This window comes from Ahrensia kielensis DSM 5890 (assembly GCF_000374465.1).
GTDB lineage: Bacteria > Pseudomonadota > Alphaproteobacteria > Rhizobiales > Rhizobiaceae > Ahrensia > Ahrensia kielensis.
Genome location: NZ_KB894528.1, coordinates 461,368 through 481,467, shown reverse-complemented (window position 1 = coordinate 481,467; position 20,100 = coordinate 461,368). Strand labels below are relative to the sequence as shown.

Genomic DNA, 20,100 nt, shown 5'->3' with positions numbered 1-20,100 from the left:
TCTACCACCACTTTGTCGCTGTAAATTTACCAGCGGCTTGTTCAATCACATGGGCCGTTTTGAACAGAGTTTCTTCATCAAACGGCTTGCCGATAAGCTGAAGGCCGAGCGGTAGGCCTGTTGATGAAAGGCCTGCAGGCACCGCAATGCCCGGCAATCCGGCCATGTTCACAGTCACTGTAAACACGTCGTTCAAATACATTTTCACCGGATCAGCTTTCATGGCCTTGTCGCCAATGCCAAAGGCAGCGCTTGGTGTTGCTGGTGTCAAAATCGCGTCCACACCATCGGCAAACACATTTTCAAAATCGCGTTTGATGAGCGTGCGTACTTTTTGCGCTTTCAAATAATAAGCGTCGTAATAACCAGCCGACAGCACATAGGTGCCGATCATAATGCGGCGTTTAACTTCCGCGCCAAATCCGGCAGCGCGGGTCTGCTCATACATGTCTGTAATGTCTTTTCCCGGTACACGCAGGCCGTATTTTACGCCATCATAACGCGCAAGGTTTGACGATGCTTCGGCCGGAGCCACGATATAATAGGCTGGCAATGCGTATTTGGTGTTTGGCAGCGAAATATTGACGATTTCTGCGCCTGCATCTTTGAGCCATTGAATGCCCTGCTCCCAAAGCGCCTGAATTTCAGGGTCGAGACCATCGACGCGGTATTCAGCTGGAATACCGATTTTCATGCCTTTTACAGAGCCGCCAAGCGCTGCTTCATAATCTGGCACAGGCAAGTCAACGCTGGTTGTGTCTTTAGCATCAACAGATGCCATGGATTTCAGCATAATTGCCGCATCGCGCACATCGCGCGTGATTGGTCCTGCCTGATCGAGCGATGATGCAAAAGCTGCAACGCCCCAGCGTGAACAGCGGCCATAAGTTGGCTTAATACCGACGGTGCCTGTAAAGGCTGCAGGCTGGCGAATAGAGCCGCCCGTATCGGTTGCCGTTGCGCCAGCGCAAATATGTGCAGCAACAGCAGAGGCCGAACCACCAGACGAGCCACCTGGCACCAAATCAACGTCTGAGCCGTTCGCACGCCACGGGTTTTTGACCGGACCGTAATAAGATGTCTCGTTAGAAGAGCCCATCGCGAACTCATCCATATTGAGTTTGCCGAGCATCACCGCGCCGTCATCCCAAAGGTTCTGCGTGACGGTTGATTCATATTTTGGCTTAAAACCATCGAGAATATGCGATGCGGCCTGTGTGTGCACATCATATGTACCGAACAAATCCTTGATGCCAAGCGGAATACCTTCCAGCGCGCCAGCATTGCCAGATGCATATTTTGCATCCGATGCTTTTGCCATGTCGCGGGCTTTTTCAGGTGTCAGCGCAACATAGGCATTGAGCGCGCCATTGGCGGCATCAATCGCAGAAATGTAAGCATCGGTCAGTTCGACCGCTGTAATTTCTTTAGCGCGGAGTTTTTCGCGGGCTTCGGCAATCGTGAGGGCTGTCAGATCGGTCATAAATTGGTTCTTCTATGTCAAATATTTCGGTGCGGCGCAGGTCGGTTTATTCAACCACTTTGGGCACTTGGAAGAAGTTTTCGTCGCTGGCTGGCGCATTGGCGACAATGTCAGCGGCCTTGCTGCCGTCAGTGACTTCATCAATCCGCTTTTTCATATCCATTGCAACAACGGAAACCATCGGCTCCACATCACTCACATCCACCTCATCAAGCTGTTCAACAAAGCCCAAAATGGTGTTGAGTTCGCTTTCAAGGTTTTTTGCCTCATCATCTGTGACGGCAATGCGGGCAAGTTTGGCAACGCGCTTAACGGTAGCGGTATCGACGGACATTGGATTCTCCGGTGTTTTGTGTGTGCCCGCTATAGCGCTCGCAGCTTTGTGGTGCAATATGGAGTTTGACCATTTCACCAAGCAGCAATGACGGAACCACTGTGAGCGATCAAAAAGGCGAGATTATCGACGTTGGAACGCTAAACGCGCAACTGCCGCGTGGGGCACGTATACTTGGCCTTGATCTTGGCACCAAAACGATTGGTCTGGCGGTTTCTGATGCGAGGTTGACCCTTGCATCACCACGCAAAGTTATCAAACGCACAAAGTTCATGGCTGATCTGGCGATCATCAAAACGCTGATAGAGGCTGAAAACATTGGCGCGGTTGTGCTGGGCCTGCCGCTTAATATGGACGGTTCTGAAGGACCGCGTGCACAAGCAACACGCGCCTTTGCGCGCAATATGATGCAACATGTGCCCTTGCCTGTCGTGCTTTGGGATGAACGGCTATCGACGGTTGCCGCCGAACGCTCACTACTTGAGCAGGATGTTAGCCGCGCAAAAAGGGCCGAGCGGATTGATTCCGCTGCGGCCTCATTCATTTTGCAAGGTGTGCTCGACCGGCTTTACTCAGCCGCGACGACGGACGATTCTTGATTTGTCTCATAATTATCATCTGATGATTTTCGCTGCTGCCACCAAGCTTTGATTTGCTTGCGTTTGCGATAGGCAACAATCGCGCTGATGATGAATGAATCAAAGATACAGGCTTTGATAAAGCCAGTAACAATTGTCTCATAATCTGTGCCTAAAAGATTCGCATAAATGCCAAAGACAAGATTGTGGATGTCACGGCTCAAAAACGATAAACCGAAATTCATGTCGTAATAAGATAGACCAAACCACGCCCAAAAGAGCGACATCGGTATCAACCACAGAGCAAGAAAATATTTCATAAGATTTCCGTCAATTCATCGGTTGGAAGTTACGTTTTGGAACAAAGCGATTATTCCGATTTGCCGTCATATTTGTACTCATGGCGAGATTTGCATTCGGGCGCTGCATATTGCGCGCACCAGCCAAGCCAAAGCCTTCGTTTGCAGGCACAGGCATTTTGCGCCCTTCGGCCTCAATCATAAATACGCGATGTGCGATTCCCGCCAAGATCGTGGCAAAGGATGCGATACAGACCATTGCGCTTAAAACCGCTGCACTTGTGTAAATTGCCAAAGCTAGAATGACGGCAAACACGCAAAGGCAGATGCCCATCGAAAGCATGATCACCAAATCCAGCTGATTGTTCTCCACCCCGTTGGGTGCAGCGAAAATGATTGCCAGCAGCGCCCAAACAGCGGCGATCATCACGGTTAAAACGGCCGCATTGGTGAGTAATTTTGCCGTTACGGCTGGCAATTGCAGCCCCGCCTCGCCGCTGAGTGTTTCATTCAGTGCTGCGATCATGCCGCCTGATCCGTTTTCAAGACCAAAACCAACAATACCGAGCACGCAGAGCACTGCGAGCCAGTTCAACATTACAGCAATGGAAAAAAATCGATACATGCGGACCTCGTTGTGATGCGACTATCACAAGCAAGACCAGCGCCCGCAATATAAACCATTCATTAAGGTTAACGCGGCAGCTCAAATTGTGGATATCTCATTGCAGCGCCGTTCGATTTGCTTCAATAGAGTATCGAAAGGCTCCTACTATGCTCATCACGATTCAATCCATTCTGCCAATATTTCTTATCATCCTCGTCGGCAATTTGCTGCGCCAAGCTCCTGTTTTCACAAAAGAGTTTTGGATTGGCTTAGAGCGCCTTGGCTTTTATGTGCTTTATCCTACGCTTTTATTCGTGATGATATTGGACGCAGATTTTAGCGGGCTGTCACTTGGAAAAATTATTACTTCACTTGGATTGGCTTGGCTCACACTTTGCCTTTTAACGCTGGCTCTTTGGCCATTTGTGAAGAGAATCGGCATTGGCGGGCCGACTTTTTCATCAATCTATCAATCAAGCGTGCGCTGGAATGGTTTTATAGCGCTTGTGGTTGCAGAAAACATGTTCCCGCCTGAAGGCGCTGCTTTGGTCGCGCTGGTGATGGCTGCGATCGTTATTCCCATCAATGTTTCAACCGTTGCTGTTGTTGCTTGGTTTACCGATAGCCAGTCGGACATTGCTTCCGTTTTCAAGCGCGTTGCGGTCAACCCGCTTATCATTGGCGCTGCGCTTGGGCTATTGTGCCGTTTAATTCCTGGCGGTTTGCCTGATTTCATGATGGACGGGCTTCAATTGGTTAGCCGCGCCGCGCTCGGCATGGGGCTTTTGGCAATTGGTGCTGGTCTGCGCATGAGCGATGTCTTGCGTCCCTCCGCCGCCGTCTTGTTACCAACATTTATGAAGCTCGCACTGTTTCCCGTTATCGTTCTGAGCTTTGCAATCGCGTTTGGTGTTACAGGCCTTGAGCTTCAATATCTTGCGCTTTGCGCGGCGGTTCCAACGGCGATGAATGGCTATGTTTTGGCACGGCAAATGGGCGGCGACGCAGAAAACTATGCCGTTACCGCGACGTTGCAGACGCTGATTTCATTGTTCTCAATTCCAGCGGTGCTAACGCTTACAGCTTATGTGACTGGCGGATAAAGCGCGTCCAGTATCGTTTGATTGTCAAAGCGCTTACCAAGCATGCCGTAGCTTGCGCGCCAGTTGCCGCCTAAACGCGTATCGGCATAGGCATCCGCGAGCACACCTGTTTCCAAGCGATAAAGTTCCGACGCTGCAGCGGCAATGGCCAATTGTTCAACCAAAATACGCGCCGCACTTTCATCGTCCTGTGCCAGATCAAAAGCTGCCCTTAAAACGCTGCTTGTATTTCTTGCTCTGTCACCAAGATTTGCCTCAATGTCTTTTAAAATGACATCGAAAAGCTCCGGTGTTCGTTTGAGCACGCGGCACACTTCGAGCGCCATCATATTGCCGGAACCTTCTAACACCGATTGGTGCGGCGCTTCACGGTAATGGCGCGGCAATACGCTGCTTTCAACATAACCATTACCGCCCGTTGCCTCCATCGCCTCTGCAATAACGGTTGGTGCAATTTTTGACGTCAGATATTTAACCACCGGCGTCATCACATGGGCAAACGCGCCTTCTGTGTCGTTTGAGCGTGCACCATCAAATGCGCGCGCAAGGCGCATCGACAACGCTGTTGAAGCGGCAACATCAAGCGCAATGTCAGTTAAAACAGCACGCATGAGCGGCTGCTCGATGAGCAAACGTCCGCCAACTTTTCTGTGGCGCACATGATGCACCGCTTCGCTCAACGATGAATGCATGATCGCCGATGATATCAACGCGCTATCAAGACGCATCAACGTTTGCATTTCATGGATAGCGCGGCTGCCCTCGCCGTCGCGTCCAATCATTTGGGCAATGGAGCCGTTGATTTCAGCTTCTGCGGTCGCAGCAGACCTGTTGCCTAGCACATCCTTCAAACCAACAAGATTTATATGATTGTGCTCATCATCGGCTAAAAAGCGCGGCACCAAAAAACAGCTTGTGCCGTTGGGCGTGCGCGCAAGCATTAAAAAAGCATCAGCCATAGGCGATGATAAAAACCATTTATGGCCCGTTAAGCGAAACAAACCATTGCCAACGGTTTCGGCGCGTGTGGTGAGCGCTGTAAAATCCGTACCGGCCTGTTTTTCTGTTATGCCCATGCCAATTGTCAGGCATGATTTATCCACAGGCGACTTGTGAGCGCTGTCATATTTGCGCGTTGTAACGCGCGGCACCCATTCTTTAGCCAAATGCGGCGCTGTCATGAGGGCTGCAACCGCCCCATTGGTGCTGGAAAGGCTTGAAAGGTGCCCTGTATCGAGGCCTGCAAGCATGAAAAAGCGAACAGCGCGTTTTAAATGACCGTTATTGTTGCCGCGCGCTGCGTCTTCCCACACAGAACTACCAATGCCATAGCTCATCGAGCGGCGCATAAGTGCGTGATAAGACGGATGAAATTCCACCTGATCCACCCGCCGTCCGTAACGGTCATGCGCTTTTAATTGCGGTGGATTACGGTTTGCCATTTCAGCAAGTTCTTGGGCTTCGCTCGATAATGAATATCGCCCGATCTGGTCAAAATCTTTCAATGTCTCAGCGTTTGAGCTCGACGCGATCTGCAACAAAAGCGGATTGAGGCGAAATGCATTAAAACCAGACAGCGGCGGTGTCTGGTTGGTTACACGGTGATGATTTGTCGTCGCCATAATAGAAATCCGAATCGTGTTTTCTTATTCATATATCGAAATTATGGTGATGTGTTCACCTTAGAACGGTTTCCCCACTCTATAGTCCCGTAAAATTGTTCTGATGTTCTCTTTATTGCAATTGCGGACGTAAAACCGTTGTACACTTTTACTGCAATTGGGTTTGTCTGACGCAATTGCAGACGTAAAACCGTTGTACACTTTTACTGCAATTGCTCTTATGCCTTGCAGACAGATGTTTTTGGCCCTATTGCACCACTTTAAGATGACAAATTCAGCGACCTTTCCCGTTTACCCGCATCGCCACTTGCTTGGCATAACCGGTTTGAACGTACCAGATATTGCGTGTCTGCTCGACCGCGCCGATGAAGCCGTAGCTCTTTCGCGTCAGCGCGAAAAGAAAAAGTCGGTTTTCAGAGGGCTGACGCAGATAAATCTTTTCTTTGAAGCATCCACACGAACCCAAGCCTCATTTGAGCTTGCGGGCAAACGTCTTGGTGCTGATGTGATGAACATGTCTGTTGCCTCCTCATCGGTCAAAAAAGGTGAAACCTTAATTGACACAGCGATGACGCTGAACGCGATGCGTCCTGACATTCTAGTCATTCGCCACCAATCGGCAGGCGCTGCAGCATTGCTATCGCAAAAAGTCGGATGCGCGGTTATCAATGCTGGTGATGGTGCCCATGAGCATCCAACACAAGCATTGCTTGATGCGCTCACCATTCGCCGCGCTAAAGGGCGTTTTGATGGGCTAACCGTTGCGATATGCGGCGATGTTCTGCACAGCCGCGTGGCCCGCTCCAACATTATATTGCTTAATACGATGGGCGCGCGAGTGCGTGTTGTTGGGCCTTCGACCCTTATGCCAAACGGTATTGAGCATATGGGCGTTGATGTTCACACCAGCATGGCAACTGGCCTTAAAGATGCTGACGTTGTGATGATGCTGCGTTTGCAGCGCGAACGTATGGCCGGTGCATTTGTGCCTTCTATACGCGAATATTTCCGTCATTTTGGCCTTGATGCCGAAAAGCTCAGCTATGCCAAACCTGATGCCATGGTTATGCACCCCGGCCCTATGAACCGCGGCGTTGAAATTGCCTCTGAAATTGCGGACGGACCGCAATCTGTCATCGAAGAACAAGTCGAAATGGGGGTCGCTGTGCGTATGGCTGTCATGGAAGCGCTGCTTGATCCGGCAAAGAATATTGGCGGTGCGGCATGAGCGTGACAGTTTCCACAGGCACACAAGTTTACAATAATGCACGCATCGTTGATCCATCGCGCGGCATTGATGAACTGGGCACATTAATCGTTGAAGATGGTGTGATCGTTGCATCTGGCTCTGATGCCAATAATCAAGGCACGCCAGAAGACGCTGAAGTTCATGATTTGCGCGGCATGACGATCATTCCAGGCCTGGTTGATATGCGGGTGCATATTGGCGAACCTGGCGGCGAGCACCGCGAAACCATAGCATCGGCTTCTGAAGCTGCTGCCGCTGGCGGTGTCACGTCATTGGTCATGATGCCGGATACAAATCCCATTATCGACGATGTTCAATTGGTTGAATTTATCCGCCGTACAGCTTCCGAGACAGCAATCACTCGCATATTGCCGTCAGCCGCCATCACCAAAGGGCTTAATGGCGTTGAAATGACTGAAATGGGCATATTGCGCAATGCAGGCGCGATCATGTTTACCGATGGTCGTCAAACAATTGCCAATGCCGCTATTATGCGCCGCGCGATGACTTATGCGCGTGATTTTGGTGCGTTGATCTCGCACACAACTCAGGATGCAGATCTTGCTGGCAACGGCGTGATGAATGAGGGATTATTTGCCTCATGGCTTGGCCTTTCAGGCATGCCGCGCGAAGCCGAGCTTTTGCCGCTTGAGCGCGACTTGCGATTGGCAAGGCTTACGGGCTGCGCTTATCATGCAGCTAAAATATCCTGCGCGATGAGCGCTGACGCAATGCGCGCTGCAAAAGCCGAAGGGCTAAATGTAACGGCGGGCATTTCCATCAATCATCTGGCGCTCAACGAAAATGACATTGGCGAATACCGCACATTTTTCAAACTATCGCCGCCGCTGCGTTCAGAAGATGATCGCCAAGCAATGATTAATGCGCTGGCTGATGGTACAATTGATGTGATCGTATCAGACCATGACCCGCAAGATGTGGACACCAAGCGCCTGCCCTTTGCAGAAGCAGCAGATGGTGCTGTTGGACTTGAAAGCCTGCTTGCGGCAGGGCTTCGCCTCGTGAATTCGCAGCAGATCTCATTGCCCGTCTTAATCGGTGCCATGTCAACCAATCCAGCCAAAAGGCTTGGCATTGAAGCTGGCACACTTGGCAAAGGCGCGGCCGCTGATTTTGCAATCATTGATCTTGATGAGCCTTGGCTTCTCAAGACAACCGATCTTAAGTCCAAATCAAAAAACACCGCTTTTGAAGATGCACGCCTAACGGGTCGCGTTCAGAAAACATTTGTTGCAGGTACTTGCGTTTATAGCATTTGAGCTTTTCAATACGGCGCTAAATAAGAATGGATCCCGTCGATACATTTTTAGAAATTACTCCGTCAGATTGGATGACAATGTTTGAAATCTTCGTAGCACTTATCGGCGGTTATCTGCTCGGCTCAATTCCATTTGGCCTATTGCTCACACGTGCCGCTGGCATGGGTGATGTGCGCGCGATAGGCTCTGGCAATATTGGCGCAACAAATGTGCTGCGCATGGGCAATAAAAAAATAGCTGCCGCAACGCTTCTGCTCGATGCATTAAAAGGCACATTTGCAGTTGTTCTGGCCAACCAACTGTTTGGTATGGACGCTGCAATGGTCGCAGCTTTTGGTGCCTTTATGGGGCATTTATATCCCGTGTGGCTAAAATTCAAAGGCGGCAAAGGTGTTGCAACTTTTGCAGGCATTTCGCTTGGCTTCTCATGGCATGTGCTGGCACCATTCGCGATCATTTGGCTTTTGACAGCTTTTATCTCGCGCTATTCTTCTCTTGCGGCGCTGCTTGGCTCTGTTGCTGCAACCGCTGGCCTGTTCTGGGTCGAGCGCTATTCGCTTGGCTATTTATTCGTGGTTTTGACCGTGATTGTATTCTTTAAACATCGCGAGAATATTTCAAGGCTGCTGAAAGGCACAGAAAGCAAAATCGGCAAAAAGGGATAAAATTTGAACCAGCCGACCCATAGCGACATTACGCCTGCCCAGTTCGAACTCTCTGATCGGCAACGGCTTTCATGGCTTAGGCTTTATCGGTCTGAAAATGTGGGTCCGGCAACATTCCGCGACCTGATTAATCATTGTGGTTCTGCCAGTGCAGCCCTTGAAATGCTGCCAGAAATGGCCTCTCGCTCTGGCGGCAAGCGTTCTATTCGCATTGCAAGTCTTGATGATGTGGAGCGCGAATTAGAAGCCACCACGAAGTTCGGTGCGCGTATCATCGGGCTTGGCGAACCAGACTATCCATATTTATTGCGCTACACGGAACTTGCACCACCGCTTATCACCGTCATGGGCAATAGCAGTGCTCTGAATAGGCCTTCTATTTCTATTGTTGGGTCACGCAACGCTTCAATGGTTGGCATCAAAATGGCACAGCAATTGGCAGGCGCGCTGAGTGAATCTGGTCATGTGATTGTCTCTGGCCTTGCGCGCGGGATTGATCGTGCAGCGCATGAGGCGTCACTGGAAAATGGCACAGTCGCCGCTATGGCCGGCGGCATAGACCAGCCCTACCCGCCTGAAAACATTGCCTTGTTAAAAGATATCATCGCTTCTGGTGTGGGATGTGCCATTACAGATAAGCCTTTTGGCTGGGAGCCACGCGCACGCGATTTTCCGCGCCGCAACCGCGTTATCGCGGCATTATCGATGGGGTTGATTGTTATCGAGGCGGCGCAAAGATCAGGCTCTCTCATCTCTGCGCGCCTTGCCAATGAACTGGGGCGCACTGTGTTTGCGGTTCCAGGCTCACCGCTTGATCCACGCTCTCAAGGGACAAATAACCTCATCCGTGAAGGTGCAACGCTCATTACATCTGCCGATGATGTTCTGGAGTCATTAAAGCCTGTCAGCGAGGCGCGCCAACATGCTGTTCAAAACCAATTAGGACTTTTTGAAAAAGAAGAGTTCATGACTCTGCCGCCCAGCGATGATGCCCGCACAACCATTGTGTCGCTTCTAAGTCCATCTCCAACCGGCATTGATGATATTATCGCCCATAGCGGGTTTGCGCCTGCGCAAGTTGCACTCATTATATTAGAATTGGATTTAGCAGGCCAGATCGAGCGCCATTCAGCCAATAGAGTTTCCTTGCTTGGGACTGGTGACCGCTGACGGTTTCATTTCAACTGGCCGCTGTCCGTGCACAATATCATTGCTCTCTATATATGCCATCTCGATCATATAAGTGAGCATTTCACACCGTTCAGCTTGCGCAAGAGCTCGCAACTCTCCCAAAAGCGCGTGAATATAACGAATGCGTTCCATTCGTGCTGAATTAAGCTTATCTATCATATTGCAATCAAGTCCGTTGTGCGCCCTACTAAACATGGCCTTACGTCATGTGCGGCATAGTATATCGTTAAAGTTGTATTTCAATCCCGCATTTAGACATTTTTACAACCTATAAGGGAATTCATAGAGAGGAATAATTTCTCAATCTTGCAAATTATGCTGTTTGGGCTTGACCAAAGCCCCGCACGAAGCCATGTGCTGTCCAGTTATTTGATTGGTGCCCTAGGGCGCAAAACCTCGGGATATGTAATCATTATGGAAGTAGTAGTTGTTGAGTCACCCGCAAAAGCCAAGACAATCAACAAGTATCTAGGCCCGAATTATAAGGTGTTTGCATCCTTTGGTCATGTGCGTGACCTGCCGCCAAAAGACGGCTCTGTGTTGCCAGATGAAGACTTTGCAATGTCATGGCAGGTGGATACCGCGTCCAATAAACGCCTTAAAGAAATTGCGGATGCAGTAAAAACGGCCGATGGCCTTATTCTCGCGACCGACCCTGACCGTGAAGGTGAAGCCATTTCATGGCATGTGCTGGAAGTTCTTGCAAAAAAGAAAGTCCTGAAAGACAAACCAATTAGCCGCGTCGTCTTCAATGCGATTACGAAGAAAGCCGTGACGGATGCGATGGCGAGCCCACGCGAGATCGACCAGCCGCTGGTTGATGCCTATTTGGCGCGCCGCGCATTGGACTATCTGGTAGGCTTTAATCTTTCACCCGTATTATGGCGCAAATTGCCAGGCGCACGTTCTGCTGGACGTGTACAATCGGTGACATTGCGTCTGGTCACAGACCGCGAATCTGAAATCGAGCGCTTCAAGCCAGAAGAATATTGGAGTGTCATTGCACATCTGAAATCTGGGCAAGGCGCAAGTTTTGAAGCGCAGCTCAACACGATTGATGGCAAGAAAACCAACAAAATGACGCTCGCCAATGGTGAGGAAGCTGGTTCAATTAAGACAGCGCTTGAAGCTGCAAGCTTTGCGGTCACATCGGTTGAAGCAAAGCCAGTACGCCGCAATCCGCCGCCGCCTTTTACAACATCGAGCCTCCAACAGGCAGCCTCTGCCAAGCTTGGCTTTGCCCCTGCTCGTACCATGCAGATCGCGCAAAAGCTTTATGAGGGCATTGATGTGGGCGGTGAGACAACCGGTCTCATCACCTATATGCGTACAGATGGTGTGCAGATGGCACCGGAAGCGATTAGCAGTTCACGCGATGCGATTGGCCAGCGCTTTGGCGCAAATTTTGTGCCCGACAAGCCGCGTCATTATGAAACAAAAGCGAAAAACGCACAAGAAGCGCACGAAGCCATTCGTCCAACAGACTTTATGCGTGCGCCCGATGAGATAAAATCAAAGCTTAATGACGAACAATACAAGCTTTATGATCTGATTTGGAAACGTTCTATCGCATCGCAGATGGAATCTGCTCAAATGGAACGCACCACCGCTGAAATCGAAGCAAAAGGCGCTGGCCGCACGATTGGTCTTCGCGCTTCTGGCACCGTGGTCAAGTTTGAAGGCTTTTTGGCTGCCTACACTGAGCACCAAGACGATCAGAAAAAAGATGATGATGACAATGACGACGATAAGCGTCTGCCGGAATTAAAATCTGGCGAAACATGCCAAAAAGAGAAAATAGACGCCGAGCAGCACCATACAACACCGCCGCCACGTTACTCAGAAGCATCGCTTATCAAGAAAATGGAAGAACTCGGCATTGGCCGTCCTTCTACCTATTCAGCGACACTTTCAACGCTGCGCGACCGTGAATATGTGCGCCTTGAAAAACGTGCGCTTGTGCCCGAGGCAAAAGGCCGTTTGGTAACAGCGTTTCTGCAAGACTTCTTTGAACGTTATGTGGAGTTTGATTTCACCGCATCGCTGGAAGAAAAGCTCGACAAGATTTCAGATGGTTCTTTGCAGTGGAAAGACGTTCTGCGCCAATTCTGGGATGAGTTTTCTGCACAAATTGACAGCACAAAAGAACTGCGCATTACCAATGTTCTTGATGCACTGAATGAGCGCCTTGAACCGCTTGTATTTCCGGTGCGTGAAGATGGTTCAGACCCACGTATTTGCCCTAAATGCGGCGAAGGTAATTTGAGCCTGAAACTGGGCAAGTTTGGCTCTTTTGTTGGCTGTTCAAACTATCCAGAGTGTAATTTCACCCGCCAGCTTGGCCAAGAAGGTGAAGGCAGCGCCGATGCGCTTGCCGATGGTCCAAAGGAATTGGGCGCAGATCCATTTACCGAGGAAATGATTACGCTTCGCACAGGGCGCTTTGGCCCTTATGTGCAACGCGGCGAAGGCAAAGAAGCAAAACGTGCAGGCATTCCAAAAGGTTGGGATGTTGCAGAGATTGACCATGAAAAGGCATTGGCTTTGCTTGCATTGCCACGTGATGTCGGCGAGCACCCTGAAACCGGCAAAATGATTTCAGCTGGACTTGGCCGCTATGGTCCGTTTGTTTTGCATGATGGCAAATATGCCAATTTGGAAAGCGCAGAAGAAGTGTTCTCCATCGGTCTTAACCGGGCTGTATCTGTTATCGCTGACAAGGCGGCCAACCCTGGCCGTGGCCGTGCGGCTCCTGCCAAAGCGCTTAAAGAACTTGGCGAACATCCTGAAGTTGGCGGACCTATCTCTGTGAAAGACGGCCGCTATGGCCCTTATGTCAATCATGGAAAAATCAACGCGACAATTCCTAAGGGCACTGACCCGCAAAGCATTGATTTGGAAACAGCGGTTCGTATGATTGCGGAACGCGCTGAAAAAGCTGGCAAAAAAGTTGGCGGTGCAGCGACGAAAAAGAAAGCTGCACCAAAGAAAAAGCCAGCGGCCAAAAAGAAGGCACCCGCTAAGAAACCCGCCGCAAAAAAGCCTGCTGCAAAAAAAGCAGCCGCCAAAACAGCTGATGAAGCATAATGGCTGAAACCCGCGCACAAAGACGGGCAAAGCTTGAGGCTAGAAAACAGGCACGCGCAGGCACTGAAACCTCGCGCGCCAAAGGCCGAAGCAAAACAACAAGTGGCGCTGCTGGCAAAAGCAGCATGAAAATGCCATCGCGCGATGCGCTTTTGGCTTTTATACGCGATAATCCTGACCGCGCCACCAAGCGCGATATTGCCAAAGCCTTCAATTTGAAAGGCGATGACCGCATCGCGCTCAAGCACTTCCTCAAAGAATTGGAAGAAAATGGTGCGTTTGAAAAACGCGGCAAGCGCTTTGCGGAACCGGGCGCGCTTAACGGCACAACCGTTTTAGAAATTGTCTCGCGTGATAAAGATGGCGGCCTCATCGCCAAGCCACAAGATTGGGACGAAGCTGCGATGGGCGAACGTCCAAGCGTGCTTGTTTCAACACCGCATAATCCGCGAGCAAAAGTTATCATTCCGGGCGTTGGAGAACGTATTCTTGCGCGTGTTGGTCGTAATGGCGACGGTGAATATACCGCACGTGTTATCAAACGTCTTGAACGTCCAAAAGCTGCAACGCTCGGCATTGTGCGCAAACTCAAAGATGGTAGCTGGCGCTTAGTGCCGATTGAACGCAAAGAGAGCGAACTTGATATTCAGCCCAATAATTTGGGCGATGCGCAAGACGGCGATCTGGTTGAAATCAGCACTGTTAAGACAGGCCGCTACGGATTGGCTTCGGCCAAGGTTTTGAACGTAATCGGTTCACTGTCTTCTGAAAAAGCAGTGTCCATGATTGCGATCCATGCGCAAGGCATACCGCATATTTTCCCCGATGCTGTCTTGGATGAAGCCGAAGCGGCTCTACCGCCTAAGATTGCCGCCCCGCGCGAAGACTGGCGCGATGTGCCTCTCATCACGATCGATCCTGCCGATGCTAAAGATCATGATGATGCTGTTTATGCGCAAGCAGACCCTGACCATGAAGGCGGCTTTATTCTTTATGTGGCGATTGCCGATGTTGCCTATTTCGTGCGGCCCGGCTCACATATGGACCGTGAAGCTTTAAAGCGCGGCAACTCGGTTTATTTTCCTGACCGTGTTGTACCAATGCTGCCTGAGCGCATTTCGAATGATTTGTGCTCTCTGCGCGGCGGTGTGGACCGCCCTGCTCTTGCCGTTAAAATGTGGTTTGACGCTAAAGGCGAAAAGACCAAGCACACATTCCACCGCATCATGATGATGAGCCATGCCAAGGTTTCTTATCAGCAAGCACAGGCAGCAATTGACGGCGCAACGGATGAAGACACTGCGCCAATTATGGACAGTATTCTAAAGCCATTATGGGATTGTTATGCCTGCATGACGATTGGCCGCAAAAAGCGTGGCCCGTTAGAGCTTGATTTGCCAGAACGCAAAATCCTGCTGAAAGAAGACGGCACTGTCGACAAGGTTGTTGTTCCTGCACGTCTTGATGCACATAAGCTGATCGAAGAATGCATGATCCAAGCCAATGTGGCAGCGGCAGAAACTTTAGAGCAAAACGAGCAAGTGCTTGTTTACCGCACCCATGATGCACCATCGCTTTCCAAGCAAGAATCGCTCCGCGAATTCCTGAAAACATTGGATATTCCGCTGGCACATGGCGCGGCCCTCAAGCCGCAAGCTTTCAATGGTATTCTTGAACGTGTCAAAGGCACAGATCAGGCTGATCTGGTAAACTCCGTTGTCTTGCGCAGCCAAAGCCAAGCTGAATATACACCGGAAAATTACGGACACTTTGGCCTGAATTTACGCCGCTACGCGCATTTTACATCGCCAATACGCCGTTATGCCGATTTGATTGTCCACCGCGCTCTGATCAAAGCTCTGGGGCTTGGTGACGGCAAAGATGCTTTGCCTGACATGGAAATGGATGATTTACGCGAAATTGCGACCAGCATTAGCCAAGCTGAACGCCGTGCAGTTCAGGCAGAACGCTCCACCATTGACCGGTTGATTGCCCAGCATCTTGAAGATTGCATCGGTGATACTTTTGACGGCCGCGTTGCTGGCATGGCGAGCTCCGGCCTATTTGTCACACTCAATGTGACTGGCGCGGACGGTTTCGTTCCCATATCTAAGCTTGGTGATGACTATTATCATTTCGATGAAACCGCTCACGCCATGATTGGCGAAAAGTCTGGTCTTGGTTATCGTTTGGGTGACAGCGTCGAAGTGAAGGTCGTAGAAGTACAACCAATGGCTGGCGCCATGCGTTTTGAAATGATGTCTGAGCCTCGTGACTTGGGCATGGGAACACGTTCATTCCACAAAGCGCGGCGCAATAAATCAGCCAATAAGCCGTTTGGCAAAAGGTCCAAACGCGGCAAAAGATAGGAAAGCGAATGACCGAAGTTCAGGTTTTTGGCAATCACCCTGCTCAGGAAAAGCGCGCATTATGGCCAGCATTGAAAAATGGCATGCGCTGCAAATGCCCTAATTGCGGAGAAGGTAAGCTATTTAGTGGCTTTGCCAAATCAGCGGATGTTTGCGAAAATTGTGGTGAAGAAATTTTTCATCACCGCGCCGATGATCTACCTGCCTATCTTAATCTGTTTATCGTCGGGCATATCGTTGTTGGTGCCTATTTATTGTTTGACCGAATTACGGATTTATCCGCATGGACAGAGGTTGTTCTTTGGACAATTATTGCGGTTATCATGACAATTATTATGATGCAGCCGGTTAAAGGCTTTGTCATTGCTCTTCAATGGGCCAACCGTATGCACGGTTTTGGCGGTGAAGGCGAAGATGGCACGTTAGACACGAATATAGACCCGACACATTATGGCTAAGAATACCGCACCGGACTTTGGCAATGGCCCTGCGCCTAAGCGCTATGCGAACACACGTCCAAAGCCTGCGGCTTCTCTGGTCCTTGTCGATAACTCCGGCTCATCTCCGCGTTTCCTGATGGGGCGGCGCTCTATGAAACATGTTTTCATGCCTGGTTTCTTTGTCTTTCCAGGCGGACGCTTTGAGCGCTCTGACAATTCTATAAAAGCTGGCCTGCCAAGTGAAGATGAGACGCTCATTCATGCGCAAGCGGCCAAGACGCCCAGCGCTGGCGCGCTGCTTGCTTGTGCATTGCGTGAAACGCATGAGGAAACAGGCATAGAGTTGGAAAACGATGCGCTGAATGCGCGTTACCTTGCCCGTGCAATTACGCCGCCCGGACAAGTTCGCCGCTATGACACGCGCTTTTTTATCGGCCTATGTGATTCGAGCGCATTGTCCCCGACCAGCTCCACCGATGATGAATTATCCAGCATTGCATGGATAGGTATGGATGAAATGCCCGAGGGGCGAATCCACCGCATCACAGAACTTGTTTTAAAGTCATCTTTAGAGCGCCTTGAGAGAGACCCTGCTCTATCTAAGACTGTCAAAACACCGACCTTCCGCTTTCGTCATGGCAAACCCGTCATCGAGTACGACTAGCTTCTTATCTAATGTGGATGCAAAACCGCTGCGATCTCTCTGTTTGCCGCAATCGCGGACGCAAAACCGCTACACACTTTTGCTGCGATTGCTTTAACACTTGACATTGAGCGAGGGATAAGTAGGTTCGCACCAAATCTGGAGACGCGCCAACAGCGTGTGCCAGTCTTTTTTATTGAAAATATCAGGTGTTTCATCATGGCAAAAGCCACAACAATTAAAGTAAAAATGCTTTCCACTGAAGGCACTGGCTTTTTCTACACAGCCAAGAAAAACAGCCGTACAATGACCGAGAAAATGGTCATGCGTAAATATGATCCGGTTGTACGCAAACATGTTGAATTTAAAGAAGCTAAAATCAAGTAATCTTCTTTATATTTCAGTTTAAAAAGCCGCTGCAATGATATGATTTGCAGCGGCTTTTTCGTTTTTAGATTAGGCGGATGAGCATGGTCTACACTTTTGAAAATGCCCGTGAAGAACACTTAAACGACATTGTGCGCATTTGGCATGAAGGGTGGACTGATGCTCATGCTGCGATTGCGCCTGCTGAACTCACAAAGATGAGAACGATCGAAAGCCTTGAGACACGTGCCAATGACCGCTTAGATCTGATACGCGTCATGATGGTTGATGGTCAGGTGGCTGCGTTTCATATGATCAAGGATGACGAACTGGACCAGTTTTTCGTTGATCGCGCCTATCGCGGCAAAGGCGCTGCCAAAGCCTTGATGGCAGATGCAGAATCGGTCTTTTCAGAAAACAATATCAAAACCGCTTGGCTTGCCTGCGCTATCGGCAATGAGCGTGCTGCGGCGTTCTACCGTAAAGCAGGTTGGCATTTCGTGCGCGTAATGCCCCTTTCCGCTCATGTTGAATCAGGAAGCTTCATCTTGGATATATGGCGATTCGAAAAACAGATAGCTTAGGCTGCTTTTGCAACAACCTTGTTACGACCGCCCGCTTTCGCCTCATAAAGCGCTGTATCAGCCTGCTTTAAGAGATCACTCATATTATCGTCGCTGTTGCGGTTAAGCGTGGCAACGCCCACGCTTGTCGTGACAGACAGCACTTGGTCGCCACTGGCAAAGCCCGCCTCTTCCACACTTTCGCGAAGACGCTCGGCAACTTCTGCTGCCATCTGTGCAGATGTGTCAGGCATAACAATAACGAATTCTTCGCCGCCATAACGACAAGCCAAATCCATGCCCCGCACATTTTGGCGCAGACGGTTGGCAAATTCGCGCAGCACATCATCGCCTGCCGCATGGCCATGCGTGTCATTAATCCGCTTAAACTTATCAATATCCGTGATGAGCAAAGACAATTCGCGTCCGCGATTTCGTGCGCGTTCGACAAGTGTTTGCAAATGCGTATCAAGATAGCGTCTGTTATGCAGCCCCGTCAGACCGTCGGTTATAGCCAGCTCAATCGATTCGGCCACATTGGAGCGCAAACCATCATGGTAATGTTTGCGGCGCACCTGCGTGCGCAGACGTGCCGTGAATTCATTGGCATCAATCGGGCGCACCACATAATCATTGACGCCAAGTTCAAGCGCGCGTGATACCAGCGCGTCATTTTCCATATCGCATGCAAGGATAATCGGTAGGAACCGTGTGCGGTTGAGCGAGCGAATCTGGCTGCACACACGCAAGGGATCAAAGTCAGACAGATTTGCAGACAAAATCACGCAATCATAATTGCCTTCGGCAGCAGCAAATAGGCCGTCTTGCGGGTTTGAAACATGATGCAGTTTTGCAGATTTACGCAAGATTGACGAGAATCGCTCATAGACTGACACACGCTCATCAATCAGCAGAACATTCGGCTTTTCTTTTGTGAAATCTGCGCCTTTGGCCAGCAGTTCTTCAATCGCGATATCGCGCGTTGTAACAGCACGCAAACGAAGCTCATCGGTTAGCATTTTAAGACGCACGAGACTTTTGACCCGTGCCATGAGTTGCAATTCATTAACCGGTTTTGTCAAAAAGTCGTCAGCACCGCATTCTAAGCCGCGAACACGGTCCTGAGATTGGTCTAAAGCCGTCACCATGACCACTGGAATGTGACTTATCGCCGGATTTTCTTTCATGCGTTTGCACACTTCAAAGCCATCTATGCCCGGCATCATAATGTCCAAAAGCACCAAATCCACAGGTTCGCTATCCAACGTTTCAAGCGCTGTTTTACCGTCAAAAGCGGTTAAAACCTCGAAATATTCCTGTTCCAAGCGTGTTTTTAGCAAATCCACGTTTGGTTTAAGATCGTCAACAACGAGAATACGAGCGGTCATTGGATGCGTCTCCGGCTTTAATTATGCTCTTAGGCTTCACCAAGATACGACTTAATAGTTTCTATAAATTTAGGAACTGAGATTGGTTTTGAAATATACCCCTCACAACCGCCCTGACGGATGCGTTCTTCATCGCCTTTCATGGCGAAAGCCGTGACTGCAATCACCGGAATATGATGTAGATCATCATCTTCCTTCAGCCATTTGGTAACTTCCAAACCAGAGACTTCCGGTAGCTGAATATCCATCAAAATCAAATCAGGTTTATTCGTGCGCGCAAGTTCAAGTGCTTCCAACCCGCTATAGGTGCGGATAGTCTCGAATCCGGTTGCCTCAATTATGTCGCGAAAGAGCTTCATATTCAGCTCGTTATCCTCGACAATCATTACACGTTTCGCCATGCTTTACCTCATTACGGTTGCGCTGGAGAATCAGCCCCGTTTTCGACATTGTGCCCCGTGGCACCTGATAAAAGCTATAGTGCTGAATTATTGAGATAAAACAAACGTGCGAGCAAAAATATGAATGATTCTGCCAATAGCGCTATGAATGCCGACCATGAATCGATTGCTATCGGTGCTTTGTCATGGATTGCATCGGATGGTGAGTTGATGACGCGGTTTCTCGGTTTGACTGGTATTGAGCCCGATCAAATTCGCGATGTTGCCGCTGAGCCGGGCTTTCTTGCTGCTGTTTTAGATTTTTTGCTCGCGCATGAGCCTACACTCAACCGCTTTTGCGAGGACAATGGGCTAGAGCCAAAATTTGTCGCGCGGGCACGGCAGCGTTTCGGTGATCAATTTGTGCCCGGCCCCGGTGATTATACAGGCTAA

The 20,100-nt window shown here is 49.9% G+C and carries 20 protein-coding genes; 13 read left to right on the top strand and 7 right to left on the bottom strand.

What is annotated here, in order from left to right:
* Position 1 precedes the first annotated feature (1 nt).
* Together gatA and gatC are read right to left on the bottom strand one after the other, a co-directional pair.
* A complete protein-coding gene (gene gatA / locus C504_RS0102335; RefSeq protein ID WP_018687694.1) occupies positions 2–1,483 on the bottom strand; it encodes an Asp-tRNA(Asn)/Glu-tRNA(Gln) amidotransferase subunit GatA in 1,482 nt (493 codons plus the stop codon).
* Between the two features lie 46 nt (positions 1,484–1,529).
* A complete protein-coding gene (gene gatC / locus C504_RS0102330; protein ID WP_018687693.1) occupies positions 1,530–1,817 on the bottom strand; it encodes an Asp-tRNA(Asn)/Glu-tRNA(Gln) amidotransferase subunit GatC in 288 nt (95 codons plus the stop codon).
* A gap of 101 nt (positions 1,818–1,918) precedes the next feature.
* On the opposite strand from gatC, the gene ruvX reads away from it, so the two are divergent.
* Positions 1,919–2,416: a Holliday junction resolvase RuvX gene (gene ruvX, locus C504_RS0102325; RefSeq protein WP_245555089.1), complete on the top strand. Its 498-nt coding sequence runs from the start codon at positions 1,919–1,921 to the stop codon at positions 2,414–2,416.
* Here the strand turns inward: ruvX and C504_RS0102320 are convergent.
* Together C504_RS0102320 and C504_RS0102315 are read right to left on the bottom strand one after the other, a co-directional pair.
* Entirely contained in the window at positions 2,386–2,715 is a 330-nt protein-coding gene (locus C504_RS0102320; RefSeq protein WP_018687691.1) for a DUF6105 family protein, read from the bottom strand. The two genes, ruvX and C504_RS0102320, sit on opposite strands and share 31 nt — an antisense overlap.
* Before the next feature lie 10 nt (positions 2,716–2,725).
* A complete protein-coding gene (locus C504_RS0102315; RefSeq protein ID WP_018687690.1) occupies positions 2,726–3,319 on the bottom strand; it encodes a hypothetical protein in 594 nt (197 codons plus the stop codon).
* 149 nt (positions 3,320–3,468) lie between these two features.
* Between C504_RS0102315 and C504_RS0102310 the strand changes: the two genes are divergently transcribed.
* The gene (locus C504_RS0102310; protein ID WP_018687689.1) at positions 3,469–4,404 is read left to right on the top strand and encodes an AEC family transporter; all 936 of its coding nucleotides are present in this window, start codon (positions 3,469–3,471) and stop codon (positions 4,402–4,404) included.
* Here C504_RS0102310 and C504_RS0102305 read toward each other — a convergent pair.
* Positions 4,386–6,026, bottom strand: coding sequence for an acyl-CoA dehydrogenase family protein (locus tag C504_RS0102305; RefSeq protein ID WP_018687688.1), 1,641 nt, complete (start codon positions 6,024–6,026; stop codon positions 4,386–4,388). The genes C504_RS0102310 and C504_RS0102305 overlap by 19 nt on opposite strands.
* Before the next feature lie 265 nt (positions 6,027–6,291).
* Between C504_RS0102305 and C504_RS0102300 the strand changes: the two genes are divergently transcribed.
* The 10 genes from C504_RS0102300 (at position 6,292) to C504_RS0102250 (ending at position 17,900) form a co-directional block, all read left to right on the top strand.
* On the top strand, positions 6,292–7,254 hold the full coding sequence (locus tag C504_RS0102300) for an aspartate carbamoyltransferase catalytic subunit (protein WP_026317158.1): 963 nt from the start codon (positions 6,292–6,294) through the stop codon (positions 7,252–7,254).
* A complete protein-coding gene (locus C504_RS0102295) occupies positions 7,251–8,555 on the top strand; it encodes a dihydroorotase (RefSeq protein ID WP_018687686.1) in 1,305 nt (434 codons plus the stop codon). Before C504_RS0102300 ends, C504_RS0102295 begins: the two co-directional genes overlap by 4 nt.
* Before the next feature lie 71 nt (positions 8,556–8,626).
* Positions 8,627–9,220 (top strand): glycerol-3-phosphate 1-O-acyltransferase PlsY, encoded by a 594-nt coding sequence (plsY, locus tag C504_RS0102290; protein WP_026317157.1) that lies wholly within the window; start codon positions 8,627–8,629, stop codon positions 9,218–9,220.
* A gap of 3 nt (positions 9,221–9,223) precedes the next feature.
* Positions 9,224–10,390: a DNA-processing protein DprA gene (gene dprA / locus C504_RS0102285; protein ID WP_018687684.1), complete on the top strand. Its 1,167-nt coding sequence runs from the start codon at positions 9,224–9,226 to the stop codon at positions 10,388–10,390.
* A 435-nt stretch (positions 10,391–10,825) separates the two neighbouring features.
* Positions 10,826–13,498: a type I DNA topoisomerase gene (gene topA, locus C504_RS0102280; RefSeq protein ID WP_026317155.1), complete on the top strand. Its 2,673-nt coding sequence runs from the start codon at positions 10,826–10,828 to the stop codon at positions 13,496–13,498.
* The gene (rnr, locus tag C504_RS0102275; protein ID WP_018687682.1) at positions 13,498–15,867 is read left to right on the top strand and encodes a ribonuclease R; all 2,370 of its coding nucleotides are present in this window, start codon (positions 13,498–13,500) and stop codon (positions 15,865–15,867) included. Before topA ends, rnr begins: the two co-directional genes overlap by 1 nt.
* A gap of 8 nt (positions 15,868–15,875) precedes the next feature.
* Entirely contained in the window at positions 15,876–16,325 is a 450-nt protein-coding gene (locus C504_RS0102270) for a DUF983 domain-containing protein (RefSeq protein ID WP_018687681.1), read from the top strand.
* Positions 16,318–16,971 carry an NUDIX hydrolase gene (locus C504_RS17045; RefSeq protein ID WP_018687680.1) on the top strand — a complete coding sequence of 218 codons (654 nt, stop codon included), beginning with the start codon at positions 16,318–16,320 and terminating at the stop codon, positions 16,969–16,971. The genes C504_RS0102270 and C504_RS17045 overlap by 8 nt, the downstream gene beginning before the upstream one ends.
* Positions 16,972–17,169: 198 nt before the next feature.
* On the top strand, positions 17,170–17,337 hold the full coding sequence (gene rpmG / locus C504_RS0102255) for a 50S ribosomal protein L33 (RefSeq protein WP_018687678.1): 168 nt from the start codon (positions 17,170–17,172) through the stop codon (positions 17,335–17,337).
* Between the two features lie 83 nt (positions 17,338–17,420).
* Positions 17,421–17,900, top strand: a complete 480-nt coding sequence (locus C504_RS0102250; protein ID WP_018687677.1) for a GNAT family N-acetyltransferase — start codon at positions 17,421–17,423, stop codon at positions 17,898–17,900.
* Here the strand turns inward: C504_RS0102250 and C504_RS0102245 are convergent.
* Both C504_RS0102245 and C504_RS0102240 read right to left on the bottom strand, forming a co-directional pair.
* A complete protein-coding gene (locus tag C504_RS0102245; protein ID WP_018687676.1) occupies positions 17,897–19,267 on the bottom strand; it encodes a PleD family two-component system response regulator in 1,371 nt (456 codons plus the stop codon). The genes C504_RS0102250 and C504_RS0102245 overlap by 4 nt on opposite strands.
* A 29-nt stretch (positions 19,268–19,296) precedes the next feature.
* Complete coding sequence (locus C504_RS0102240; protein WP_018687675.1) at positions 19,297–19,668, bottom strand: response regulator; 372 nt, start codon at positions 19,666–19,668, stop codon at positions 19,297–19,299.
* 120 nt (positions 19,669–19,788) lie between these two features.
* Here C504_RS0102240 and C504_RS0102235 point away from each other — a divergent pair, with 120 nt between their 5' ends.
* Complete coding sequence (locus C504_RS0102235; RefSeq protein WP_018687674.1) at positions 19,789–20,100, top strand: DUF3572 domain-containing protein; 312 nt, start codon at positions 19,789–19,791, stop codon at positions 20,098–20,100.

What these genes read in the sequence shown, in the direction of transcription:
- gatA (WP_018687694.1), bottom strand. Translation starts at nt 1,483, where the DNA reads ATGACCGATCTGACAGCCCTCACGATTGCCGAAGCCCGCGAAAAACTC.
- gatC (WP_018687693.1), bottom strand. Translation starts at nt 1,817, where the DNA reads ATGTCCGTCGATACCGCTACCGTTAAGCGCGTTGCCAAACTTGCCCGC.
- C504_RS0102320 (WP_018687691.1), bottom strand. Translation starts at nt 2,715, where the DNA reads ATGAAATATTTTCTTGCTCTGTGGTTGATACCGATGTCGCTCTTTTGG.
- C504_RS0102315 (WP_018687690.1), bottom strand. Translation starts at nt 3,319, where the DNA reads ATGTATCGATTTTTTTCCATTGCTGTAATGTTGAACTGGCTCGCAGTG.
- C504_RS0102310 (WP_018687689.1), top strand. Translation starts at nt 3,469, where the DNA reads ATGCTCATCACGATTCAATCCATTCTGCCAATATTTCTTATCATCCTC.
- C504_RS0102305 (WP_018687688.1), bottom strand. Translation starts at nt 6,026, where the DNA reads ATGGCGACGACAAATCATCACCGTGTAACCAACCAGACACCGCCGCTG.
- C504_RS0102300 (WP_026317158.1), top strand. Translation starts at nt 6,292, where the DNA reads ATGACAAATTCAGCGACCTTTCCCGTTTACCCGCATCGCCACTTGCTT.
- C504_RS0102295 (WP_018687686.1), top strand. Translation starts at nt 7,251, where the DNA reads ATGAGCGTGACAGTTTCCACAGGCACACAAGTTTACAATAATGCACGC.
- plsY (WP_026317157.1), top strand. Translation starts at nt 8,627, where the DNA reads ATGACAATGTTTGAAATCTTCGTAGCACTTATCGGCGGTTATCTGCTC.
- topA (WP_026317155.1), top strand. Translation starts at nt 10,826, where the DNA reads ATGGAAGTAGTAGTTGTTGAGTCACCCGCAAAAGCCAAGACAATCAAC.
- rnr (WP_018687682.1), top strand. Translation starts at nt 13,498, where the DNA reads ATGGCTGAAACCCGCGCACAAAGACGGGCAAAGCTTGAGGCTAGAAAA.
- C504_RS0102270 (WP_018687681.1), top strand. Translation starts at nt 15,876, where the DNA reads ATGACCGAAGTTCAGGTTTTTGGCAATCACCCTGCTCAGGAAAAGCGC.
- C504_RS17045 (WP_018687680.1), top strand. Translation starts at nt 16,318, where the DNA reads ATGGCTAAGAATACCGCACCGGACTTTGGCAATGGCCCTGCGCCTAAG.
- rpmG (WP_018687678.1), top strand. Translation starts at nt 17,170, where the DNA reads ATGGCAAAAGCCACAACAATTAAAGTAAAAATGCTTTCCACTGAAGGC.
- C504_RS0102250 (WP_018687677.1), top strand. Translation starts at nt 17,421, where the DNA reads ATGGTCTACACTTTTGAAAATGCCCGTGAAGAACACTTAAACGACATT.
- C504_RS0102245 (WP_018687676.1), bottom strand. Translation starts at nt 19,267, where the DNA reads ATGACCGCTCGTATTCTCGTTGTTGACGATCTTAAACCAAACGTGGAT.
- C504_RS0102240 (WP_018687675.1), bottom strand. Translation starts at nt 19,668, where the DNA reads ATGGCGAAACGTGTAATGATTGTCGAGGATAACGAGCTGAATATGAAG.
- C504_RS0102235 (WP_018687674.1), top strand. Translation starts at nt 19,789, where the DNA reads ATGAATGATTCTGCCAATAGCGCTATGAATGCCGACCATGAATCGATT.